General features: G+C 74.0%; 25 protein-coding genes and 1 pseudogene. 12 read left to right on the top strand and 14 right to left on the bottom strand.

All coding sequences use genetic code 11. The features are described from left to right. Positions 1–34: 34 nt before the first annotated feature. Together KME80_RS07190 and KME80_RS07185 are read left to right on the top strand one after the other, a co-directional pair. Complete coding sequence (locus KME80_RS07190) at positions 35–259, top strand: DUF6158 family protein (RefSeq protein ID WP_049559686.1); 225 nt, start codon at positions 35–37, stop codon at positions 257–259. After that, a complete protein-coding gene (locus KME80_RS07185; protein WP_219501721.1) occupies positions 259–498 on the top strand; it encodes a hypothetical protein in 240 nt (79 codons plus the stop codon). Before KME80_RS07190 ends, KME80_RS07185 begins: the two co-directional genes overlap by 1 nt. 467 nt (positions 499–965) lie before the next feature. Here the strand turns inward: KME80_RS07185 and KME80_RS07180 are convergent, their stop codons facing one another. Then, entirely contained in the window at positions 966–1,136 is a 171-nt protein-coding gene (locus KME80_RS07180) for a hypothetical protein (RefSeq protein ID WP_219501719.1), read from the bottom strand. Then, a complete protein-coding gene (locus KME80_RS07175) occupies positions 1,133–1,945 on the bottom strand; it encodes a sodium:solute symporter family transporter (RefSeq protein ID WP_308125645.1) in 813 nt (270 codons plus the stop codon). The genes KME80_RS07180 and KME80_RS07175 overlap by 4 nt, the downstream gene beginning before the upstream one ends. A gap of 50 nt (positions 1,946–1,995) precedes the next feature. Between KME80_RS07175 and KME80_RS07170 the strand changes: the two genes are divergently transcribed. After that, entirely contained in the window at positions 1,996–2,778 is a 783-nt protein-coding gene (locus KME80_RS07170; RefSeq protein ID WP_219501715.1) for a putative hydro-lyase, read from the top strand. Here the strand turns inward: KME80_RS07170 and KME80_RS07165 are convergent. After that, positions 2,760–3,344 (bottom strand): P-loop nucleotide/nucleoside kinase family protein, encoded by a 585-nt coding sequence (locus KME80_RS07165; RefSeq protein ID WP_219501713.1) that lies wholly within the window; start codon positions 3,342–3,344, stop codon positions 2,760–2,762. The two genes, KME80_RS07170 and KME80_RS07165, sit on opposite strands and share 19 nt — an antisense overlap. An 86-nt stretch (positions 3,345–3,430) precedes the next feature. Here KME80_RS07165 and secY point away from each other — a divergent pair, with 86 nt between their 5' ends. Beyond that, positions 3,431–4,720, top strand: coding sequence for a preprotein translocase subunit SecY (gene secY, locus KME80_RS07160; protein WP_219501710.1), 1,290 nt, complete (start codon positions 3,431–3,433; stop codon positions 4,718–4,720). On the opposite strand, the pseudogene KME80_RS07155 reads toward secY, so the two are convergent. The 3 genes and pseudogenes from KME80_RS07155 to KME80_RS07145 all read right to left on the bottom strand — a co-directional run bounded on the left by KME80_RS07155 (position 4,713) and on the right by KME80_RS07145 (position 7,258). Then, positions 4,713–5,364: pseudogene (locus KME80_RS07155) on the bottom strand (response regulator). The gene secY and the pseudogene KME80_RS07155 sit on opposite strands and share 8 nt — an antisense overlap. Then, on the bottom strand, positions 5,361–6,242 hold the full coding sequence (locus tag KME80_RS07150; RefSeq protein WP_219501708.1) for a sensor histidine kinase: 882 nt from the start codon (positions 6,240–6,242) through the stop codon (positions 5,361–5,363). Before KME80_RS07150 ends, KME80_RS07155 begins: the two are co-directional and overlap by 4 nt. A 119-nt stretch (positions 6,243–6,361) precedes the next feature. Next, positions 6,362–7,258, bottom strand: coding sequence for a phosphotriesterase family protein (locus KME80_RS07145; RefSeq protein WP_246644269.1), 897 nt, complete (start codon positions 7,256–7,258; stop codon positions 6,362–6,364). Positions 7,259–7,341: 83 nt separating this feature from the next. On the opposite strand from KME80_RS07145, the gene KME80_RS50065 reads away from it, so the two are divergent. Both KME80_RS50065 and KME80_RS07135 read left to right on the top strand, forming a co-directional pair. Next, a complete protein-coding gene (locus KME80_RS50065; RefSeq protein WP_308125644.1) occupies positions 7,342–7,893 on the top strand; it encodes a TIGR02611 family protein in 552 nt (183 codons plus the stop codon). Between the two features lie 54 nt (positions 7,894–7,947). Continuing rightward, positions 7,948–8,874, top strand: a complete 927-nt coding sequence (locus tag KME80_RS07135; RefSeq protein WP_219501706.1) for a hypothetical protein — start codon at positions 7,948–7,950, stop codon at positions 8,872–8,874. Here the strand turns inward: KME80_RS07135 and KME80_RS07130 are convergent. Next, complete coding sequence (locus KME80_RS07130) at positions 8,865–9,185, bottom strand: GroES family chaperonin (protein WP_308125643.1); 321 nt, start codon at positions 9,183–9,185, stop codon at positions 8,865–8,867. The genes KME80_RS07135 and KME80_RS07130 overlap by 10 nt on opposite strands. A 93-nt stretch (positions 9,186–9,278) precedes the next feature. On the opposite strand from KME80_RS07130, the gene KME80_RS07125 reads away from it, so the two are divergent. Then, complete coding sequence (locus KME80_RS07125) at positions 9,279–9,851, top strand: DUF1349 domain-containing protein (protein ID WP_246644268.1); 573 nt, start codon at positions 9,279–9,281, stop codon at positions 9,849–9,851. Positions 9,852–9,854: 3 nt separating this feature from the next. Here the strand turns inward: KME80_RS07125 and KME80_RS07120 are convergent, their stop codons facing one another. After that, positions 9,855–10,769 carry an endonuclease/exonuclease/phosphatase family protein gene (locus KME80_RS07120; protein ID WP_219501705.1) on the bottom strand — a complete coding sequence of 305 codons (915 nt, stop codon included), beginning with the start codon at positions 10,767–10,769 and terminating at the stop codon, positions 9,855–9,857. Between the two features lie 60 nt (positions 10,770–10,829). Between KME80_RS07120 and KME80_RS07115 the strand changes: the two genes are divergently transcribed. Then, on the top strand, positions 10,830–12,083 hold the full coding sequence (locus KME80_RS07115; RefSeq protein WP_219501704.1) for an ArgE/DapE family deacylase: 1,254 nt from the start codon (positions 10,830–10,832) through the stop codon (positions 12,081–12,083). 11 nt (positions 12,084–12,094) lie between these two features. Here the strand turns inward: KME80_RS07115 and KME80_RS07110 are convergent, their stop codons facing one another. From KME80_RS07110 to KME80_RS07100, 3 genes are read right to left on the bottom strand one after another with little or no spacing between them, the layout of a single operon-like run. Beyond that, complete coding sequence (locus tag KME80_RS07110) at positions 12,095–12,898, bottom strand: ABC transporter ATP-binding protein (protein WP_219501703.1); 804 nt, start codon at positions 12,896–12,898, stop codon at positions 12,095–12,097. After that, a complete protein-coding gene (locus KME80_RS07105; protein WP_219501702.1) occupies positions 12,898–13,905 on the bottom strand; it encodes a FecCD family ABC transporter permease in 1,008 nt (335 codons plus the stop codon). The genes KME80_RS07110 and KME80_RS07105 overlap by 1 nt, the downstream gene beginning before the upstream one ends. Then, positions 13,902–14,966 carry a FecCD family ABC transporter permease gene (locus KME80_RS07100; RefSeq protein ID WP_219501701.1) on the bottom strand — a complete coding sequence of 355 codons (1,065 nt, stop codon included), beginning with the start codon at positions 14,964–14,966 and terminating at the stop codon, positions 13,902–13,904. The genes KME80_RS07105 and KME80_RS07100 overlap by 4 nt, the downstream gene beginning before the upstream one ends. 85 nt (positions 14,967–15,051) lie before the next feature. Here KME80_RS07100 and KME80_RS07095 point away from each other — a divergent pair, with 85 nt between their 5' ends. Beyond that, positions 15,052–16,065, top strand: coding sequence for an ABC transporter substrate-binding protein (locus KME80_RS07095; protein ID WP_219501700.1), 1,014 nt, complete (start codon positions 15,052–15,054; stop codon positions 16,063–16,065). On the opposite strand, the gene KME80_RS07090 is transcribed toward KME80_RS07095, so the two are convergent. Continuing rightward, complete coding sequence (locus KME80_RS07090) at positions 16,049–18,442, bottom strand: helicase-associated domain-containing protein (RefSeq protein ID WP_219501699.1); 2,394 nt, start codon at positions 18,440–18,442, stop codon at positions 16,049–16,051. The genes KME80_RS07095 and KME80_RS07090 overlap by 17 nt on opposite strands. 77 nt (positions 18,443–18,519) lie before the next feature. Next, positions 18,520–19,014: an ATP-binding protein gene (locus KME80_RS07085; protein ID WP_219501697.1), complete on the bottom strand. Its 495-nt coding sequence runs from the start codon at positions 19,012–19,014 to the stop codon at positions 18,520–18,522. Between the two features lie 186 nt (positions 19,015–19,200). Here KME80_RS07085 and KME80_RS07080 point away from each other — a divergent pair, with 186 nt between their 5' ends. The 3 genes from KME80_RS07080 (at position 19,201) to KME80_RS07070 (ending at position 20,652) form a co-directional block, all read left to right on the top strand. Then, entirely contained in the window at positions 19,201–20,067 is an 867-nt protein-coding gene (locus KME80_RS07080; RefSeq protein WP_504739702.1) for a Sco1979 family transcriptional regulator, read from the top strand. After that, positions 20,068–20,304 carry a DUF397 domain-containing protein gene (locus tag KME80_RS07075; RefSeq protein WP_049559738.1) on the top strand — a complete coding sequence of 79 codons (237 nt, stop codon included), beginning with the start codon at positions 20,068–20,070 and terminating at the stop codon, positions 20,302–20,304. A gap of 87 nt (positions 20,305–20,391) precedes the next feature. Further along, positions 20,392–20,652 (top strand): hypothetical protein, encoded by a 261-nt coding sequence (locus KME80_RS07070; protein WP_219501696.1) that lies wholly within the window; start codon positions 20,392–20,394, stop codon positions 20,650–20,652. 44 nt (positions 20,653–20,696) lie between these two features. On the opposite strand, the gene KME80_RS07065 is transcribed toward KME80_RS07070, so the two are convergent. Next, entirely contained in the window at positions 20,697–21,281 is a 585-nt protein-coding gene (locus KME80_RS07065) for a histidine phosphatase family protein (protein WP_219501695.1), read from the bottom strand. Positions 21,282–21,360: the final 79 nt, after the last annotated feature.

Genomic DNA, 21,360 nt, shown 5'->3' with positions numbered 1-21,360 from the left:
ATATTGTTGCGCGCTTCCGGGGTAGGGGGAGCGCATGACGACGATGGGAATCGACCCGGCAGCCCTCAGCGACGACGATCTGCTGCGCGAGCTGCGGCAACTGCACGCGACCCGGACCGAGACACTCATGCACGGCTCTGACGACGCCCTTGACCGGCACACCTCACGCACCAACGAGATGGAGGCCGAGTACCTGCGCCGCTTCCCTGAGCGCGACGTCGACCCGAACCGGCTGCGCGAGGGGGCGAGGTTGCGGTGATGGCTGACGATCATGACGTCCAGGTCCTGTCGGACGTGGACATCCACGTGTACGAGGCGATCGCCGCCGAAGCCGTCGAGCACGGCTGGGCCGGCTTCGGCTCACTCGTCCGGGCGACCGGGCTGGAGGAGGACGAGGTGCGCGACAGCCTGCGCACGCTGATCGACCAGGGGCACGTGCTGCCCAAGGGCGACGACGGCTACGGGCTGGGGCCGCACACGTTCGAGGTCGAGTACTAGAGCGCTCGCGCCTGCCTGCGACGCGGCGGGGCGCGCACGGCCGCCGCCTCGGGTCATCCGGCGGCGGGCGGGGCGCTGACCCGTGCCCAGAGCCGCGCCCTCCTCCGGCGCGAGCCCGGCCGCGCCCAGGGCCCCACCCACCGGGCGCACCGGGGCCCCACGCTCCTTCAGCAGGCGGGCGTCATCCCCTACCCAAGCCCTCCGAGCGGACCGCGGCCCCCAGTGTGGCGTCGGTGAGGACCTGGGGGCGGTCGGGCGCACCCCCTGGGGTGGCGCCCGTGGTGGCGTCGGGGAGGCAGCCGGGTGCCACCGGGAGCGTCTCCGCTGGGTGCGCCGGGCCGGGCTCAGAGCGCCGGCGTGCGTACCGCCGAGTGTGGCACCTGGGGCTGCGGCGGGGCGGGGGTGCCCGGGTGCCGGGCGTGCCATCCGAGGCTGCGGGTGCGCCATCGAGGGTGGCGGCCGGTGGGTCAGTCGCGTTCGATGCGGTTGAGGCGGGACCAGATGACGAACGCGGCGCCGAAGGCCGCCAGGGCGAGGCCGGTCCACAGGTTGATCGGGCTGCCGAACAGGCCCGCGACGACGAGGATCACGCCGTACACGAGGAACAGCCCGCCGATGACGAGTCGGATGTCGCTCACAGGATCACCCCGTACATGGCGGCGGCCAGAATCAGCGCGCCCGTGCCGAGCAGGACGGGCGAGCGGTACCACTTGGTGTCACCGGCGAGCGCGTCGTCCTCCAGGTCCACCGCGCTCAGCCCGTACACCAGCCCGCGCAGCTCCGCCTCCGGTTTGGGCGTGGTGACCAGCGTGACCACGACCGACACGACCATGTCCACGGCGAAGGCGATGCCCGCGCCCCAGAAGCTGGCGTTCAGCTCGGTGCCGAAGCCGACGAGCCCGGCCTTGTAGATGGCCGAGGACAGCCCGCCGAGCGTGATGTAGGCGAGCACGATGAGCGCCGACACGACCACCGACACCGGCAGCGGCCAGCCCAGCAGCGCCTCCATGACCAGGGCGAGCGCGTACAGGTTGACCCCGGAGATGAGGATCTGCGCCACCGCGAACGTGATGGCGTTCAGCAGCTGGGTGGCGCCGTTGAACCGCCTGCGCAGGAACTCCGGCACGCTGCGCACCTTGGAGCGGTAGTAGAACGGCATCATGACGATGCCGAGGAACACCATCGCCGGCACCGCGCCGATCCAGTAGTAGTGCACGGTCATCGCGCCGTACTGGGCGCCGTTGGCCGCCATGCCGAGGATCTCGATGGCGCCGAGGTTGGCCGAGACGAACGCCAGCCTGGTGATCCACGCGGGCAGCCCGCGTCCGGCCAGGAAGATGTCCAGGCTGGAGCTGATCCGGCGGCGGGCCGCGAAGCCGATCCCGAGCACGGTGGCGAAGTACAGGGCGATGAGGACGTGGTCGAGGAGGTTAACGTCGAGACGCACGACCGGCCCGCTATCCCGAAAAATCATGACTTCACGCGTACTGTCGAAGGGTGGATGTCGCAGACCTGACTCCCGGGCGGGCACGCGAGCGGTTCCGCGCGGGCGAGCGGGCCCCGACGGCGGGCTGGTGCCGGGGCTGGACGCAGGCGAACCTGATCGCGGTGCCGAAGGAGCTGGCCTACGAGCTGCTGCTGTTCGCGCACCGCAACGCGCGGGCGTGCCCGGTGCTGGACGTGGGCGAGCCGGGCTCGGTGCGGACCCGGCTGTTCGGCGGCGACCTGCGCACCGACCTGCCCGCCTACCGGGTCTACCGCGACGGGCGGCCGGTCGCCGACGTGGACCAGGTGGTCGAGGACTGGCGGCCGGACCTGGTGCCGTTCCTCATCGGCTGCAGCTTCACCTTCGAACGCGCCCTGCTGGCCGAGGGCGTCCCGGTGCGGCACCTGGAGCAGGGGACGAACGTGCCGATGTACCGCACGAACCGGCCGTGCGAGCCGTCGGGGTCGCTGTCGGGGCCGCTGGTGGTGTCGATGCGGCCGGTGCCGGAGGCGCTGGTGGCGACGGCCGTGGAGGTGAGCGGACGCTACCCGATGGTGCACGGGGCGCCCGTGCACGTGGGCGACCCGGCCGAGCTCGGCATCGCCGACCTGGGCTGGCCGGACTTCGGCGACCCGGCCGAGGTGCGGCCGGGCGAGGTGCCGCTGTTCTGGGCGTGCGGGGTGACGCCGCAGGCGGCGATTATGGCGAGCGGCGTCGAGTTCGCCATCGGCCACCTGCCCGGTCACATGGCGATCATGGACGTGCGTGACGACGACTACCGGGTGGGCCCGTAAGGGTCCAGGAGCCCCGCCGCCGTGAGCTGGGCGTCCAGCGCGGGCGCGCCCGGCCGGTTGTCGATCTCGACGTGCGGCACGACCGGCGGCTCGCCGGCCCTGATGCGCGCCAGGTAGGCGTCGAACGCGGCGAGCTTGCCCGCGTCGCGCGCCAGCCCGCGCTCCGCCAGTCGGGCGCGCAGCGTCGGGCCGTCGGAGCGCACCCACAGCAACCGCACCGGCTCGCCGCCCAGCTCGGCCACCCAGCGCGCCCACCGTCCGGCGTCGTGCACCTGCCCGGTGAACGGCCCGTCGAGCAGCACCGGGCAGCCGTGCGCCCGGATGTGCGCGGCGGTCCTGGTCAGGCCGTCGTACTCGTGGTGCTTGACGTGCTCGTCGTACCAGGGGCCCTCGCGCTCGCCGTGCGGCCTGCCGTGGGCGCGCAGGAGCTCCGCGACGATCCCGCCGTACACCGTGTCCTTGTCCAGGACGGCCGGGACGGGGGACAGGCGCGCGAGCAGCGCCGCCGCCACCGTGGACTTGCCCGCTCCCGGCGGCCCGCTGACCACCCACACCGTCGCCCGCACGCGATCAGCGTACGCGGATCCGCGTACGCCGGAGCCGCGGCTGGGCGGACGACGGGGACGGGGGCGCGCGGCCAGACTTCGGAACCATGCTGACGGTCTTGACCAGGGCGTTCCGGATGCCGGAACTGCGCGGGAAGCTGCTGTTCACGCTGGGGCTGCTGGCCCTGTTCCGGCTGGGGCAGGTGCTGCCGACGCCGGGCGTGGACGTGCTGGCGGTGCGGGAGTGTGCGGGGGCGGCGCGCGGCGGGCTGTTCGACATGGTGCAGCTCCTCAGCGGGGGCGCGATGCTGCGGCTGTCGGTGTTCGCGCTCGGCGTGATGCCGTACATCACCGCGAGCATCGTCATGCAGCTGCTCACCGTCGTGGTGCCCCGGCTGGAGGCGCTGCGCAAGGAGGGACAGTCCGGGCAGGCGCGGATCACCCAGTACACCCGCTACCTGACCGTCGCGCTGGCCGTGCTCAACGCCACCACCGTCGTCGCCCTCGCGCGCTCCGGGCAGCTCCTGCCGGGCTGCGCCAGGCCGCTGCTGCGCGACGACGGGCTGCTCGCCGTGGCCGTGCTCGTCGTCACGATGGTCGCCGGGACGTGCGTGGTCATGTGGATCGGCGAGCTGATCACCGCCCGGGGGATCGGCAACGGCATGTCGCTGCTGATGTTCACGCAGGTCGTGGCCGTGTTCCCCGGCTACATGTCCACGATGCTCCTGGTGAGCCCCGTCGCGTTCACGGTGATCATGGTGTCGGGGGCGTTCGTGGTGGCGGCCGTGGTGTTCGTCGAGCAGGCGCAGCGGCGGGTGCCGGTGCAGTACGCCAGGCGGCTGGTGGGCCGGCGGCTGTACGGCGGGACCAGCACCTACATCCCGCTCAAGGTCAACCAGGCCGGGATCGTGCCGGTGATCTTCGCCTCGGCGCTGCTCTACCTGCCCGCCCTCGCCGCGCCGATGCTCGGCCCGGAGGCCGGCGCGTGGGTCTCCCGCCACCTCGCCACGGGCGACAGCCCGCTCTACATGAGCGTGTACGTGCTGCTCGTCGTGGGATTCGCCTACTTCTACGTGTCCATCACGTTCAATCCCGTCGAGGTGGCCGACAACATCAGGAAGTACGGGGGATTCGTCCCGGGGGTGCGGCCGGGCCGGGCCACCGCCGAATACCTGGCTCACGTGCTGACCCGGCTGACCGCGCCCGGGGCCGCCTACCTGGCGGTGCTGGCCCTGGTGCCGCTGGTGGCGTTCGCGATCCTGCGCGACCCCTCCACCCAGCAGAACTTCCCGTTCGGCGGCACCAGCGTGCTCATCATGGTCAGCGTCGGCCTCGAAACCGTCAAACAGGTCGAGGCCCAGGTGCAGCAGCGCGCCTACGAGGGGTTCCTCAGGTAGGCGGCGTCAGCCCGGCCCGCATCGCGAACACCACGAGCTGCGCCCGGTCGCGGGCGCGCAGCTTGACCATGGCCCGGCTGACGTGCGTGCGGACCGTGTCGGGGCTGATCACCAGCTCGCCGGCGATCTCCTCGTTGGACATGCCGGTCGCCACCCAGGCCACCAGCTCCCGCTCCCTCGGCGTCAGCGTCGCCAGGCCCTCCACCGGGGCCGCGCCGGGCCGGCCGAACAGGCCGATGACCTTCCTGGTGATCGCCGGGGACAGCAGCGCCTCGCCCCGCCGCCACCACGCGCACCGCGTTGACCAGCTCCTCCGGTGCGCCGTCCTTCAGCACGAACCCGCTCGCGCCCGCCTGAAGCGCCTGGAACACGTACGCGTCCTCGGCGAACGTCGTCACCACCACGACCCTGGTCGCGGCCAGCCCGGCGTCGGCGGCGATCGCGCGCAGCGTGTCGAGGCCGTCCATGCCGGGCATCCGGATGTCGAGCAGCAGCACGTCGGGGCGCTCGCGCCGCAGCAGCGCCAGCGCCGCCGCGCCGTCGGGCGCCTCGCCGGCGAACTCCAGGTCGGGCTCGCGCTGCACCAGCGCGCGCAGCCCCATCCGCACCACGGCCTGGTCGTCGGCCACCGCGACCCGGATCACGCCGCCGGCGCCTGTTCGCGGGGGAAGCGGGCCACGACGCGGAAGCCGCCGCCCTCGCGCGGGCCCGCGGTGAACCGGCCGCCCGCGTCGGCCACCCGGGCGCGCATCCCGGCGAGCCCCCGGCCCTCGGCCGCGCCCGTCCAGCCCACGCCCCGGTCGGCCACCTCCAGCACGTACGCGCACGGGTCGGCGGCCACCCGCACCAGCGCCCTGGTCGGGCCCGCGTGCCGCAGCACGTTGGTCAGCGACTCGCGCACCACCCCGTAGACGGCGCCCCGCAGATGGGCCGGGACGCCCGGATCGGCGAGCTCCACGTCGACCGGCAGCCCGGCGGCGCGCACCCCGGCGATCAGCCCCGTCAGGTCGTCGGCCCGCGCGCCGGGAGCCGGGCCGCCGTCGATGCGGTCGAGGGCGGCCCTGAGCCCGGCGAGCGTGCGCGTGCTGGTCTCGCGGATCGCCTCCAGCGACCGGCGGGCCTGCTCGGGGTCGTCGTCGAGCGACACCAGCGCGACCCCGGCCTGCATGGCGATCGCCGCCAGCCCGTGGCCGGCCGCGTCGTGCACCTCCCCGGCCAGCTCCGCGCGCAGCCGTGCCGCCGGCGCGACCTCCAGCGGGGGCGCGGCGTCGCGTACGCGCTGATCGGCGGGCGGCGGGGAGGCCGCGTGCCGCACGTCATGGAAGGCGGGCGGCGGGGGAGGGGTGGCGGCGGCAGCGGCGGCGGCGCGCGCCTGCGCGAGGCCGGTGAACGACCACGGGACCGCCAGCCAGCCGGCCCACGCCAGCATGACGACGACCGGGACATCGCCGAGCCGGCCCAGCCGGGACAGCGCCGCGCGCGCCCGGCGCGCACGGCCGTGCTCGTGTCTCCGCGTCACCATCCCCCACCCGGCCAGGCTCGTGTCGCCACGATCCTAGCCAGTCGCGGCGGCCCGGGCGCGGCGCGTCCGGCGCCGGGAGGCGGCCTGCACGGGGGCGGGCCGCGCCGGCCCGCGGCCGGTCAGCTCAGGCCGTCGGTCAGCCAGCGCAGCGGGTTGTCGTGCGTGATGCCGCGCAGCGTGCCGTCGTCCACCCCGGCCTCGCGCAGCGCGGGCAGCAGCGTGCCGAACAGCGTGCGGTAGCCGGGGCCGTCGTAGCGGCGCAGCTGCGCCACCCGGTTCACGCCGGTGCTGAGGAGCAGGCGGCCGGCGTGGCCCTCCTCGATGAGGCCGAGCGCGATCCTGGCCGCCTGCTCGGCGCCCAGGCCGAGCGCGCCGAGGCTCACGTACGCGCCGGTCTCGGCGATCTTGCGGGCCACGGCCGGGTCGGCGCCCGCGTAGCCGACGGCCACGCGCGAGCCCGGCAGGCCGCGGGTGAGCAGGATCTCCAGCATGCCCAGGCCGTCCTGTCCGTAGGTGGCCACCGACAGGCGGGAGGCCAGCGACGCGCGGGCGGCGGCGGTCAGGCTGCGCTCCTCGGCGGCCGTCGGGCGGGCGCCCCAGCAGCCGACCTCGCCGATCACGCCGGGGAAGACGCCGGTGCCGTCGAGGCCGTCGGAGATGTCGGTCATGAGCAGGGCGGTGAGCTCGTCCACGTCCCGCTCGCCCGGCTGTGCGAACGGCTCGGCGAACAGGCCGGTGGCGGCGATCACGGGCACCCGGCTGCCCGCCGCGACGCGGGCGAGCCCGGCGGCGTCGCGGCCCATGCCCAGGCAGGTCAGGTCCACGACCAGGCCGAGGTCGTCGGACTGGCGCAGCTCGCGGAGCTCGGCGGTGACGGACTGCTCCTCGTCGAGCCAGCGCTGCGGGTCGGAGTCGATGCCCACCGCCCAGCGCATGTCGGTGCGCAGGTGCTCGTGGGGGAGAATGGCACCCGTGACGGCGGCCGCGCGGATGGGGCCGGTGACGGTGCGTAGCATGACCTCGGGCATACCAGACGATATCCGACGATTGTCGGGAGTTGCCTGATCAAGCGGGAAATTTTACTGTGTATCGCGTTTAGGTGGCGTCTGCTGCGTTCTCCGGGTTCGGGCACACCCGGCCGGACGCCGGGCCCTATCCTGGGAACGACACCGACCAGTCCGGGGGGACCGTGCCGACGCAGAATTCCGAAACGGGTGACGCCGACATCGTCAAGGGCGAGGCGGCGCGCCGGTCGAGCATGCCCGCACACCGGTCCGGCATCCGGGGCTGGCGTGACCGGGTCCGCTCGACCCCCGCGGGAGCGCTCACCCTCAAGATCGTGGTCGGCGTCATCGGCGTGCTCATGGTCGGCGGGGGCCTGGTCATGGTGCCCTTCCCCGGGCCGGGCTGGCTCGTGGTGTTCGCCGGGCTCGCCGTGCTGGCCACCGAGTTCCACTGGGCGCACAAGGTGCTGGAGTTCGGCAAGCGCACGCTGCACGCCTGGACCGAGTGGTACAAGCGGCAGGGCTGGACCGTCAAGATCCTCGTCGCGCTCGTCACCGTGATCGCCGCCACCGCGATCGTCTACCTGGGCCTGCGCACCATCGGCGTCGACGTCGTCCAGCTCGCCCGGCAATACGTCCTGCGCTAGACCGCTTCGCTATCGGTCCGCCGGATCGCGCCGCCCGGTGTCTATTCTTCGGGCGTGATCGCCCACATCGCTCTCGCGCTGTCGCTGGTCGTGACCGCCCCGGCCGTCCAGGCGGACCTCTCCCTGCCGGGCACGGGCATGACCTATCAGGAGCGCTCCGGCGATCCGGTGCGCCTCACCGCCTACGGGCTCGGCACCAAGGGCGCCTACCTGCGCACCGGCGACCGGTTCGCCCGGCAGCGGGCCCTGTCGGAGGCGGCGTTCTCGCCCGACGGCCGCACCGTCGCCGGCGTGCCGCGCGCCTACCGGGCCGGGCACGACAGCCTGCTCCTCACCGACCGGGCCACGGGCAAGACGAGGCGGGTCCGCACCGTCAAGAAGCCCCTCACCGCGTCGTACGTCTCCTGGAGCCGTGACAGCCGGCGCGTGGCGCTCACCGTCGAGAAGAAGAGCGGCGGGCGGTGGCGCCCGGCCGGGTTCACCGTCGTGGACGTGGCGGCGGGCAGCGCCCGCACCGTCACGGTCGCCGGGCTGGGCGCCGAGGCCGGATTCTGGTGGACGCCCGGCGGCAACCTGGTCACCCGGCACGGCACGGGCCTGCGCGTGCACCGCGCGTCCGACGGGAAGGTGGTGCGGACCCTGCCCGGCGCCGGGCTGCCCACCGGGCCGGAGGACTCGTTCTCGCCGTCGGGCGACCGGATGGCGCTGTGGTGCCCGTCGCGGTTCGCCGGGCAGGTGTGCCTGGCCGACACCGCGACCGGGCGCGTCGCCCGCCGCGTGCCCGTCGAGCCGGAGGCGGTGTTCGGCTGGTGGGACGAGAGCCACCTGATCGCCGTCATGGCGCACCGCGGCGCCTACAGGCTGGCCGTGGTCGGACTCGACGGGAGGGTGAGCCGGGTGCTCGCCGCCGTCCCCACCAGGACGTGGGGCTCCGACCTGTGGCTGTCCTTCACCCGGGCGGCGCCCGGGCCTCAGAGATAGAGGCCGGTGCCGTGGTCGGTCTCCTGGGTGGCCACCGCGTGCAGGTCGCGCTCGCGCATGACCAGGTAGACCTGGGCGTGCAGCTCCACCTCGAACTGGTCCTCCGGGTTGAGCAGCACCTTGTCGCCGACCTTGACCGAGCGCACGTTCGAGCCGACGCCGCAGACCTCGCCCCACGCCAGCCGGTTGGCCAGCTTGACCGTCGCGGGGATGACGATGCCGGAGCCGCTGCGGCGCTCCTGGGACTCCTGCTCCAGCCGGACCATGACCCGGTCGTGCAGCATCTGAATCTCGAACTTGGGCTCTACCACGGGGCCAAGTTTACGTTCCGCGCCGGGCCGGGGACTCACGCGGCATCTCATCCTGAGGAACGCTCCTTACACGGCATGACCGATCATGGCAGGATGAAAGCCATGATCATGGCCTTCGGCGCGACCGGCTGGCAATGGACGAACCCGCCCCGCCAGTGGACGGCGGACGACGGCCTCAGCCTGTTCTGCGATGCGGGCACCGACCTGTGGCGGCGCACCCACTACGGCTACACCTTCGACACCGCGCACCAGTTCGGCCGCCAGGTCCGGGGCGACCTGCGGCTCACGGTGACCTTCAGCGGCGACTACGCCGACCAGTACGACCAGGCGGGCGCGCTGCTCCGCATCGACGAGAGCACCTGGATCAAGGCCGGCGTCGAGTACGTCGACGGCCACCACCACCTGAGCACCGTCGTCACCCGCGAGCGCTCCGACTGGTCCGTGCTGCCGCTCGACGCCCCGGCGGACCAGGTCACGATCGACCTGGAGCGCCAGGGCGACGCCGTGACCGTCCGCTACGGGCTCGGCGACGAGGCGCCGCAGCACCTGCTCCGCCTGGCCTACTTCCCGCCCGACGCCCCCGCGCTCGCCGGGGCCATGGCCGCCGCGCCCGCGGGCCAGGGCTTCGCCGTCCGCTTCAGCGACGTCCGCCTGGCCGGCTGCTGACCCTCACGGCAGCGTGACCACCGCGAACACCGGCCGGTGGTCGGTGCCCTTCAGCCCGTGCACGCCGAACTCGCGCACCCCCATGCGGGCGTCGGCCAGCACGTGGTCGATGGCCACGCCGGGCAGCCGGCTCTGCGGCCAGGTGGCCGTCAGCCCGTGCCCCGTCACGTCCGCCGCGTCCCGGTAGCCGGAGGCGAGCAGGTCACGCATCGGCAGATGGTCGAGCGTGGCGTTGAAGTCGCCCGCCAGCACCCGCAGCGGCCCGCCCGCGCGGGGCAGCGCCTCCAGCCCCGCCCGCCAGCACGGCTGCCGCCCGTAGCGGCGTGGCGCGCACGGGTGCACCGACACGATCTCCACCCGCGTCCCGCCCGGCGCCGTCAGCACCGCGCCCGCCTGCCGGAACCCGCCGAACTCCAGCAGCGGCCCCGCCGTCAGCGGATGCCGCGCGTACACGGCCGAACCGCCCGCCCCACGCTTGGGGCTCGTCACCGCGTACGGCAGCGCCCGCCGCAGGCGCGGATCGATGCGCTCCAGCGCGTCCGGCGTCAGCTCCTGCAACGTCAGCACGTCCGGGCGCACCCGCGTCACCAGCGCCTCCAGGTCCGCCGCGTCCGCCAGGCCGAACATCAGGTTGGCCGCCAGCACCCGCAGCGCCGGCCCGCCCGAGGCCGCCTCGCTGTCGGCGAACGCGCGCGGCGCCACCGCGCCGCCCAGCGCCACCGTGGCCGCCAGCGCCACCACCGCGGCGGCCCGCCGCCTCGCCAGCGCCGCCAGCACCAGCCCCGCCGCCGCCACCACCGCCGCGTACGGGGTGAACGCCACCAGCGGCACCCACGGCCAGTCCGGCTCGAACCCCGACACCCGCACCGCGGCCCACACCGCGAACGGCGCCACCATCACCCACACCAGAATGCGCACGCCCTGTATCGCCACCCGGGCCCCTGGGGGTTCACGTCCTGACATGAGATGGTGTGCACCATGCGCGACGCCGAGACCCGAGTCCTCAACGCCATCGACGAGGCGGAGACCGTCAACCTGCTGGCCGACCTCGTCCGGGTGCCCAGCGTGACCGGCACCGACGCCGAGTCCGAGCTGCAACATCACGTCGCGGGGCTGCTCACCGAGGCGGGCATGGACGTCGACGTCTGGAAGCTCGACCTCGACGACCTGCGCGCCCGCGACGGCTTCCCGGGCACCGAGGCGCCCCGCGTGGAGGCGTACGGCGTGGTGGGCGTCACCGGGGGCGGTGGCGTGCCCGCGCTCGCGCTGCAGGGGCACGTGGACGTGGTGCCCACCGGCGACCTGGCCAAGTGGGAGGGCAGCGACCCGTTCGCCGCCCGCATCTCCGGCGACGTCCTGCACGGGCGCGGCGCGTGCGACATGAAGGCCGGGCTGGCCGCCAACCTGGCCGCCGTCCGGGCCGTCCACCGGGCCGGGATCGCCCTGGAACGACCCCTCGCCGTGCACTGCGTGGTCAGCGAGGAGGACGGCGGGCTCGGCGCGTTCGGCACCCTGGCCCGGGGGCACACCGCCGAGGCGGCCCTCATCACCGAGCCCACCAGCGGAGCCGTCATCAGCGCCTGCGCCGGGGCGCTGACGTTCCGGATCGAGGTCGCCGGGAGGGCCGCCCACGGCGCCACCCGCCTCGAAGGGGTCAACGCCGTCGAGGTGTTCTGGCCGGTGTTCCAGGCGATCCGGCGGCTGGAGGCCGACCGCAACCGCGACGTCCCGGCCCAGTTCGCCGGGAACGCGCTGCCGTACCCGATCGAGGTCGGCACCGTCCGCGCCGGCGACTGGGCGAGCAGCGTCCCCGACCTGCTCGTCGCCGAAGGGCGGCTCGGGGTGCGGCTGGACGAGGACCCGGCCGAGGCGCGGGCCGCGTTCGAGGAGGCGGTGCTGTCGGCGGCCCACCCGTTCCTGCGCGCCCACCCGCCCGCCGTCACCTGGCCCGGCGGCCAGTTCGCCAGCGGCCGGCTGCCGGCAGGCCACCCGCTGCTCGCCGAGGTCCGGCAGGCGGCGGCCGACGTCAGCGGGGTCACGCTGCCGGAGTCCGCCGCCCCCTACGGCAGCGACCTGCGGCTGTACGCGGCGGCGGGCATCCCCACGCTTCACTACGGGCCCGGCGACGCCCGCTACGCGCACGCGCCGCGGGAGCAGGTCCCCCTCTCCGAACTGCTCGCCGTCACCCGCGCCGTCGCCCTCCTCGCGGTACGCCGCTGCCTGCCCGGCTGAACCCCCAGCGGTCAGGCGGGGGAGGAGACGCGGCGGCGGTGCTCCGGGACGATGAGCGGGGTGCCCGACTGCGGGTCGGTGATGATCTCGCAGCGCAGGTCGAACACCCGCTCCACCAGCTCCGGCGTGACCACCTCCCGGGGGTCGCCCTCCGCGACGACCTGGCCGTCCCGCATGACGATCAGGTGCGTCGCGTAGCGGCACGCCTGGTTGAGGTCGTGCAGCACGGCGACCAGGGTACGCCCGGCCTCGTGCAGGTCGGCGCACAGGTCGAGCACCTCGATCTGGTGGGCGATGTCGAGGAACGTCGTCGGCTCGTCCAGCAGCAGGATCGGCGTCTCCTGGGCCAGCGCCATGGCGAGCCAGACGCGCTGCCGCTGCCCGCCGGACAGCTCGTCGACGATGCGGTCCGACAGCTCCGTCACGTCGGTGGCGCGCATCGCCTCGGTCACCGCCGCCTCGTCGGCCCTGGACCACTGCCGCATGAGCCGCTGGTGCGGGTAGCGCCCCCGGGAGACCAGGTCGGCGACGGTGATCCCGTCGGGCACGATCGAGCTCTGCGGCAGCAGGCCGAGCCGCCGGGCGACCTCCTTGGACGGCAGCGCGGTGATCACGCTGCCGTCGAGGTGCACCGCCCCGGTCCTCGGCTTGAGCATCCTGGCCAGGGCGCGCAGCAGGGTGGACTTGCCGCACGCGTTCGGGCCGATGATCACGGTGAAGGACCGGTCCGGGATCGCCACGTTCAGCTCGGTGGCGACCACCCGCTGGTCGTAGGCGAGGGTGAGGTCGCTGCCGTACAGGCGGGCGTCGGCCATCAGTAACGGTCCTTTCGCAGCAGGAAGGCGAGGTACGTGCCGCCGATGGCGGCGGTCACCACGCCGACGGGCAGCTGGGTGGGGGCGAGCAGGCGCTGGGCGGCCAGGTCGGAGACGGTCAGCAGGACGGCCCCCATGAGCGCGGAGGAGGCCAGGGTGACGCCGGCGGAGCGGGTGAGCCGGCGGGCGAGCTGCGGCGCGGCGAGCGCGACGAAGACGACGGGCCCGGCGGCGGCGACGGCGACGCCGCACAGCAGCACGCCGGTGACGACGGCGGCGGCGCGGACGCGTTCGACGCCGATGCCCACGGCGCGGGCGGCGTCGTCGCCCATCTCGATCATGCGCAGCGGTCTGGCGAGCGCCGCGCCGACGGGCAGCAGCACGGCGAGCGCGAGCGCCACGGGGACGGCGTGCTCCCAGCCGCGCCCGCTCAGGCTGCCGGTGAGCCAGGCTCCGGCGGTGGCGGCGTCGTTGATGTTCGCCCTGGTCAGCAGGTACGAGTTCACGGCCAGGAGGAGGGCGTTGGCGCCGATGCCGACGAGGACGAGCCGGTAGCCCTGGACGCCGCGCCGGAACGCCATCCCGTACACGAGCAGCGCGGTGATCACGCAGCCGGCCAGCGCGCCCCCGGAGACGGCGAGGGCGGAGCCGCCGGCGACGACGGCCAGGATGCCGCCGGTCGAGGCGCCGGCGGTGAAGCCGATGAAGTCGGGGCTGCCGAGAGGGTTCCTGGTGAGGCTCTGGAAGATCGCGCCGCACACCCCGAACGCGGCCCCGACCAGCAGCCCGGTGACGACGCGCGGGGCGCGCAGCTCGGCGACGATCAGCTCGGCGACGGGAGTGCCCTCGCCGACCAGGGCGGCGAGCACGTCCGGCACGGGCACGGTGAACTCGCCGGTCGAGATCGCCACCACGCTCACCGCGACCGCGGCCAGGAGCAGCAGCGCGCCGGTGAGCAGCGCCCTCGGCGCGAGCCGGACGGACCAGGGGCCGACACGTACGGTCATAGCGCGGCCAGCCTCCTGCGCCGGGCCAGCAGGATGAAGACCGGCGCCCCGATGACCGCGCACATGATGCCGACCTGCACCTCGCCGGGCCTGGCGATCAGCCGTCCGGCCACGTCGGCGCCGACCAGCAGCACGGGCGCGACGAGCGCGGAGTAGGGCAGCACCCAGCGCTGGTCGGGGCCGACCACGGCGCGGACGGCGTGGGGCACGGCCAGGCCGACGAACCACAGCGGCCCGGCGGCGGCGGTGGCCGAGCCGCACAGGAGCGTCACGGCGACCGCCGTGAGCGCGCGGGTCCGGGTGACGGCGACGCCCAGCGACCTGCCGGCGTCGTCGCCCAGCGACAGCATGTTGAGCGGGCGGCCCAGCAGCAGCCCGAGCACCAGCCCGGCGACCAGGAACGGGGCGAGCCGCGCCGCGGTCTCGGCGCCCTGCCCGGCCAGCGATCCGGCCAGCCAGAAGCGCATCCGGTCGAACGTCTGCGTGTCCAGGCGCAGGATGGCCGAGCACGCGGCGGTGAACACCATGCCGGCGGCGATCCCGGCCAGCGCCAGCCGGACCGGGCCGCCTCCGGAGCGGCCGGCCGAGCCGAGCGCGTACACCACGACGGAGGCCGCCGCCGCGCCCGCGAACGCGAACCACACGTACACGGCGGGGTCGGAGAGACCGAACACGCCGAGCGCGAGCGTGACGCCGAGCGCCGCGCCCTGGTTGACGCCGAGCAGCCCGGGGTCGGCCAGCGGGTTGCGCGTCAGGCTCTGCATGAGCGCCCCGGCCAGCCCGAGCGCGGCGCCGACGCCGATCCCGAGCAGCGTGCGCGGCACCCGTACGTCGCGGATGACGGTGTGGTCGGCGGAGCCGTCGAAGGCCAGGAACGCGTCGAACACGGCCGTCCACGGCATGGAGCGCGCGCCGAGCGCGACGCCGGCCAGCGCCACCAGCACGAGCGCGCCGGCCGCGACGAGGAGCCCGGTGGCGAGCGCGGCCCGGCGGCCTCCCGTGCGCGGCGGGGCGGGCGCTGCGGCGGCGCCGGGCGGCGTGGTCTGCTCAGCGGGCCGCACCCGCCCCCCTTTCGTCAACGGCAAGCTTAGGTAAGGCTAATCTAAAGCCTTGCTTGAAAGGCAAGCCTAACCTAAGGAGTTGCACATGCCGGGACCGGTCCTGGCCCGCAGGGGCTTCCTCGCCGCCACGGGCGCGCTGTTGCTGTCGGCCTGCGGCACGGGCGGCGGTGGCAGCGGTGGCGGCGGACAGGCCACGGCGGGGTCCTCGGCCCCGGCCACCGCCGGGGGAGCGTGGACGTTCACCGACGACCGCGGCAAGAAGATCGAGCTGGCCGCCACGCCCACGCGGGTCGTCGCCCAGGTCGGCGCCGCCGCCGCGCTGTGGGACTTCGGCGTCCGCCCCATCGCCGTCTTCGGCCCGCACAAGCTCAAGGACGGTGCCAAGGACCCGCAGGCGGGCAGCGTCGACATCAGCCAGGTCACCGGCCTGGGCAACGCCTGGGACGAGTTCAACGTCGAGCAGTACATCGGCCTGCGCCCCGAACTGCTCGTGACCGGCATGTACGACAAGGACACCCTCTGGTACGTGCCCGAACGCTCCAAGGACGCGATCGAGCAGGTCGCCCCCACCGCCGGCATCATGCTCACCGGCCGCGGCGCCACCGCGATCATCGGCCGCTACGAGGAGCTGGCCGCCTCGCTCAAGGCCGGAATGGCGGGCGTCGCCGAGGCCAAGGCCAGGATGGCGGCCGCAGGCAAGGAACTGGCCCGGTTCAAGGACCTCAAGGTCCTGGTGATCTCCGCCGGGCCCGACGGCATGTGGGTCGCCAACCCGCCCCACCACCCCGACCTCACCTACGCCGCCGAGCTCGGCCTGAACGTCGTCACCCCCGACAAGGTGGACGAGGCGGGCTTCTTCCAGAGCCTCAGCTGGGAGAACGCCGACGCCTACGCGGCTGACGTGATCCTGCACGACACCCGCACCCAGGCGCTCAAGCCCGAGGAGATGCTCAAGAAGCCCGCCTTCGCCGGGCTGCCCGCGGTCAAGGCCGGGCAGCTCTACGCGTGGCGCGCCGAAGCGCCCTTCAGCTACCAGTCGTACGCGGGAGTCCTGGAGGAGATGGTGGCCAACCTGGCGAAGGCTAGTAAGCTCCCCTGACCTCGACGATCTCGGCGAGCGGGAACTCCAGGTAGTCGCCCGCCTCCTCGCACCACGCGTCCAGCGCGCCGCCGCGCAGCTCGCCGTGGCTCACCGTGGCGGTCAGGCCGCCGGTCAGCGTGATGCCGGCCCGCACGCCCCGGTCGACGACGAAACCGAGCAGCGACTGCTGGGCCGTCGGCAGCCGGGTGGCCATCCTGCCGATCACCGCCCAGGTGCGCCCGCCCTGCTCGGCCGCCGACCGGCTGTCGGCGATCAGGCGGCGGGCGTGCTCTTGCGGGTCGGGCGAGGGCTCGGCGATCACGTGCGGCGCCCGGTCCAGCTCGGCCACCTGGCCGCCCGGCAGCAGGATGAGCTTGCCGCCGTGCGGCTCCTCGGCACGGGTGCGCCGGATGGCGATCTCGCCGGTGTCGGCGACCGGGACCGGCGCGTAACCGTGCTCGCGCAGCGCGGCCAGGGTCCGCTCGGCGTCGGCCGAGGCGACCAGCACCGTCGGGGCGAGCAGCCGCAGCCCCAGCCGCGACAGCCTGCGGTGGGCGGCGATCTCCGCCAGCAGCGACGGGTCGGACGCCTGCACGACGCAGCCGACCGTGGTCACCGTCACCTCGCCGTGCCGCCGCGCCACGTCACGCACCAGGTAGTCGAGCGGCTGCGGGATCGTGCCGACCTCGGCCAGCTCCTCCAGCAGCTCGTCGGCGTCGTAGCCGCGGTCGAGCGCGCGCCGTACGCTCTCGGTGGTGAAACGCCAGACCGAGGCGGCGCCGCGCGACTCGCGCTCGGCCACCCGGTCGAGCAGCGCGGCCAGCTCCGCCGACGGCGGCCCGGTCACCACCGCGGTCAGGTCGGGCCCGAACAGGGCGCTCCTGCGCACGCTCGCCAGCGCCCGGGTGGACGCCTCCACCAGCGCCGGGTCGTGCTCGACGAGCGGCACCGAGTCGTCGCTCTCCTCGCCCGCCCGGTCCGACAGCCCGGCCAGCGCCCGCCCCAGGTCGGTGAGCGCGTCGTTGGCCAGCAGGCCGAGCAGCCGCGCCTCGTCGATCACCGCGGACGCGCACGCGCCCAGCAGCTCGCGGTCGAGCAGCGGGGCGTGCCAGTGCACGCTGGCCACCAGGCCGTCACGGCCGGCGAACGCCGTGCCCGACGGCAGGTGCGCCAGCACCGACAGCACGGCGCGGCGCACCCGCGCCACGGCCGGGCCCGACTGGTCGTCGCCCAGCAGCGTGCCGTAGCGGCCGTCGACCTTGCGCAGCGACGAACGCTCCATCCGCCACCAGGCCGACAGCAGCACCCGCAGCCGGGCCGCGCCCTCGTCGAGCCGCCACCGGTCGAACCGCTCGGTCGGCACCAGCCCGCCCGACGGCTCGTCCCAGGCCAGCAGCCGCGCCACCGCGCAGACCTCCAGCAGCAGCCGGGTCTCGTCCTCGTCGCAGCCCGTCTCCTTGGCCACCCGGCGCACCTCGCGCACGCCGACGCCGCCGGTCTTGAGCAGCGGCAGCGGCGTCTTGGCCGTGTTGTCGAGCAGGGCCGCGCACCGCTCGACGACGTGCGGCGCGGCCAGCGTCATCAGATGGTCGACCTCCTCCGGGTCGACCGGCAGCGTGGGCAGCTCGGGCGCCCGCGCCGCGAACGGCGGACGGTAGCCGGGCCCGCGCAGGCACAGCGCCACCTCGCGCGGCATCTCGGCGACGTGCCAGCTCGGCCGGTAGAGCAGGCCGTGGTCGGCCGACCACTTCTCCGGCGCGCCCGGCGTGACGAACCGGCCGCCGTCGACGTCGCGTACGGGGCCGTCCCAGGCGAAGGCGTCGAGCAGGTCGCGGGTGCCGCCGGGGGCGTGACGCAGCAGCGCCTCCACGCGGGACGGGTCGGCGAGCGCCTCGCTCACCCGGGTGATCGTGCGGCGCTTGTTGGAGTGGGGCGGCAGGCCCAGGTTGCGGGCCAGGGCGCGCAGCGTGTCGGTGCTGATCGTCCAGGAGTTGAGGTAGTGGTCGAGCGGCTCGCCCAGGCCGAGCGGCGTGCCCCACGAGCGCGCCACGGCCTCCGACAGGTGGATCTCGCCGTCGTCGCCCGGCCAGGCCAGCGCGTGGTCGTAGAGGCGGTCGAGCCACGGGCTCAGCTCCGCCGGCTGCCTGCCGAGCAGCCCGGCCAGCCGCTCGGCGGTCGGCCTGGCCGGCACCAGGCAGGCCTCGGCGAGCTGGAGGCAGGGCAGCGGCAGGCGGCGCAGCGCCTCCATGGCGGCGAAGCCGTTGCTCAGGCGCTGGGCCAGCGTGTCGAGCCGGCGCGGCCACGGTGCGGCGATGGCGTCAGGGCGGTTGGACAGGATGCGGCAGAGCCTGTCCTCGTCGAGGGTCCGGAGCCAGCCGAGCAGGTGATCGTCCATCGGTCAGCACTCTCATGGGTCGCGCGTAGGACTCACCGTGAGCCATGACCATCCACGGTAATGCAGATCACACCCGGTCAGGAGAGAACTGCCCAGACGATCTTCCCGTGCGGGGCGAGGGCGGACCAGCCCCAGCGGAGGCTGAGCGACTCGACGATGTGGAGCCCGAGCCCGCCGGGGTCGAGCGGGCCCGGATAGCGGAGCACCGGCACCGAGGTGCCCGGATCGGTGAACGCGCTGGTCACCAGCGGTCCGCGGCGCACCAGCGACATGTGGACGGGCCGTTCGCAGCGGGGCTCCTCCAGGCGCAGGCCGTGACGCAGCGCGTTGGTGGCCAGCTCGGAGACCACCAGCTCCATGTTGTCGGCCACTTCCGGAAGGTCCCAGGCCGACAGCACCCCGGCGGTGAAACTGCGGGCGGCGTGGACGGACGAGGCGGTGGCGGGGAGCACGAACGTGGCGCTCGAGACAGGGCCGGGCACCAGCAGATCGCGCGCGGCCTCGGGCCACCAGCCGACCGGTGGCCACCAGTCGAACGTGGTCCACAGGCCCGGCGCCAGGGTGGGATGCACGTGATCATTCTGCGACAGACTCTCGTGCAGGTGCAAGAGCGAATGCACGTGCAGACAACTCGTGCAGCCGCTACGGTTGGTCGTCAAAAGGTCAATCAGTGGGAAAGGGGATCTTGTCCGCAGCCCATGATCTATGGGTTGTGAAGTGACAGACTGTGTGGCAAGGAAACGACCAAGGAGCACCACGTGTCCATCGATCCGCCCGGTTCCGGTTCGACCGTTCGGCGCATCATGCTCGGTGCGAGCCTGCGGCGGCTGCGCGAGGAGAGCGGGCTGACCCGCGACCAGGCCGGATTTCACATCCGGGCCTCCGAGTCCAAGATCAGCCGGATGGAGCTCGGGCGCGTCGGATTCAAGACACGTGACGTCGAGGACCTGCTCACGCTCTACGGCGTCGTCGACAACGCCGAACGGCGTGCTCTGCTGGAGATGGTGCGCGAGGCCAACACCCCGGGATGGTGGCACAAATACTCGGCCGAGCTTCCGCACTGGTTCACCACGTACGTCGGCCTGGAGGAAGCGGCCAGCGTGATCCGCACCTACGAGGTGCAGTTCGTGCCCGGCCTGCTGCAGACCTCCGCCTACGCGCGGGCGGTGTTCCAGCTCGGCAACCCCGACCTGTCCGCCGACAAGATCGAACGCCGCGTGCATATGCGCATGCAACGCCAGGAGCGCTTCACCCAGAAGGACGGGCCGCGCCTGTGGGCCGTCATCGACGAGGCGACGCTCAAGCGGACCATCGGCGGCCGAGAGGTCATGGCCGAGCAGCTCCGGCATCTGCTGGAAGTCGCCGCCCTGCCCAACATCACCATTCAGGTGATGCCCTTCAAATACGGCATGCACGCTGCCGAGGGGGGCGCGTTCAGCATCTTGCGGTTTCCCGAGTCCGACCTGTCGGACGTCGTCTACGTCGAACAGCTCTGGGGTGCCCTCTACCTGGACAAACGTGAGGACATCGACCCGTACCTCACCGCCATGGAGCAACTGTGCGTGGAGAGCACCACGCCAGGGGGCACCGTCGAGCTCATCGGCGGCCTTCTCAGAAAGATGTAGATGAACCAGACCTACAACGGCATGCCCGCCACCGACCTCACCCAGGTCGCCTGGCGCAAGAGCCGCTACAGCAACTCGCAGGGCAACTGCGTCGAGCTCGCCGAACTGCCCGACGGGGGCATCGCGGTGCGCAACTCGCGCTTCCCCGACGGCCCGGCGCTGATCTACACCCGCGACGAGATCCGGGCCCTCGTGCTCGGGGTGAAGGACGGGGAGTTCGACGGGCTGCTCGTGTAACAGCCTGTTCACCTCCGGCGGGTTCACGTAACCGAGGCGCGCCGGAGGCGTAACCGGCCGTGCCGCCCGAACCCGGAGGATCGGGTCATGCTTCAGCAGATGACCCTGTACCCGATCGCCGACGACGTGCTGTTCGCGCCTGGGGGCCAGGTCGTGATCCGCACCTACGGCGTCGCGCCGGCGGACACCGGCGGCTCCGTCTCCTACCGCACCTGGGTGACGGGCGTCCGCGACCAGCCGCGCTACTGGCGCTGGGGGCACTTCGAGGACGCCGCCTCCGGGCACCGCCGCGTCCTGGAATGGCTGACCGGCCGGGGGCCGCAGCCCGCCGACGCCCCGGCGGCCTGACGGGGGAGCCGCCCGTCCGGCGCCGGGGACCGCCCTGGCCGGCGTCAGCCGACGGGCGCGTTCCAGGTCGTGATGACCGGTTCGCCGTGCTCGAGGCCCAGCCGCGAGTACGTGCCGGTGTCGAGCTTGAACAGCCGCCCGTCGGCGGGCTCCAGACCGAGCCAGCGGGCCGTCAGCACGCGCAGGATGTGGCCGTGCGCCACCACCGCCACCCGGCCGCCCGCCTGCCTCGCCCGCGCGATCACCCGGTCGGCCCGCGCGCCCGCCTCGGCGGCGCTCTCCCCGGGATGCCCGGGGGCGCCCGGGATCACGCCGTCACGCCACAGGTACCAGCCGGGCCGCGTCTTCCTGATCTCCGGCGTGGTGATGCCCTCGTAGCCGCCGTAGTCCCACTCCCACAGATCCGGCTCCACCTCGAACCCTGTCAGCCCCGCCAGCTCCGCCGTACGGCTCGCCCGCTGCGCGGGGGAGACCATGACCAGGTCGAACGGGCGCTCCTTGACCAGCGGCCCGAGCGCCCTCGCCTGCTCCTCGCCGCGCGCGGTCAGCGGCACGTCGGTGCGGCCGGTGTGCCTGCCCGTCCGGCTCCACTCGGTCTCACCATGCCTGAGCAACACCATCTCGTCCATGGCACCATCATCCCGGCCCGCCGCGGCCGCGGACCTCCCGGGGCCGCAGGGGGCGCCCCCGGCTCCGTTCCCGCCCGCG

Origin of the sequence: Nonomuraea ceibae (assembly GCF_019396325.1) — a bacterium.
GTDB classification, from domain to species: Bacteria; Actinomycetota; Actinomycetes; order Streptosporangiales; family Streptosporangiaceae; genus Nonomuraea; species Nonomuraea ceibae.
Note: the sequence above shows the minus strand (reverse complement) of the source record. Positions and strands in the feature narration are given on the sequence as shown.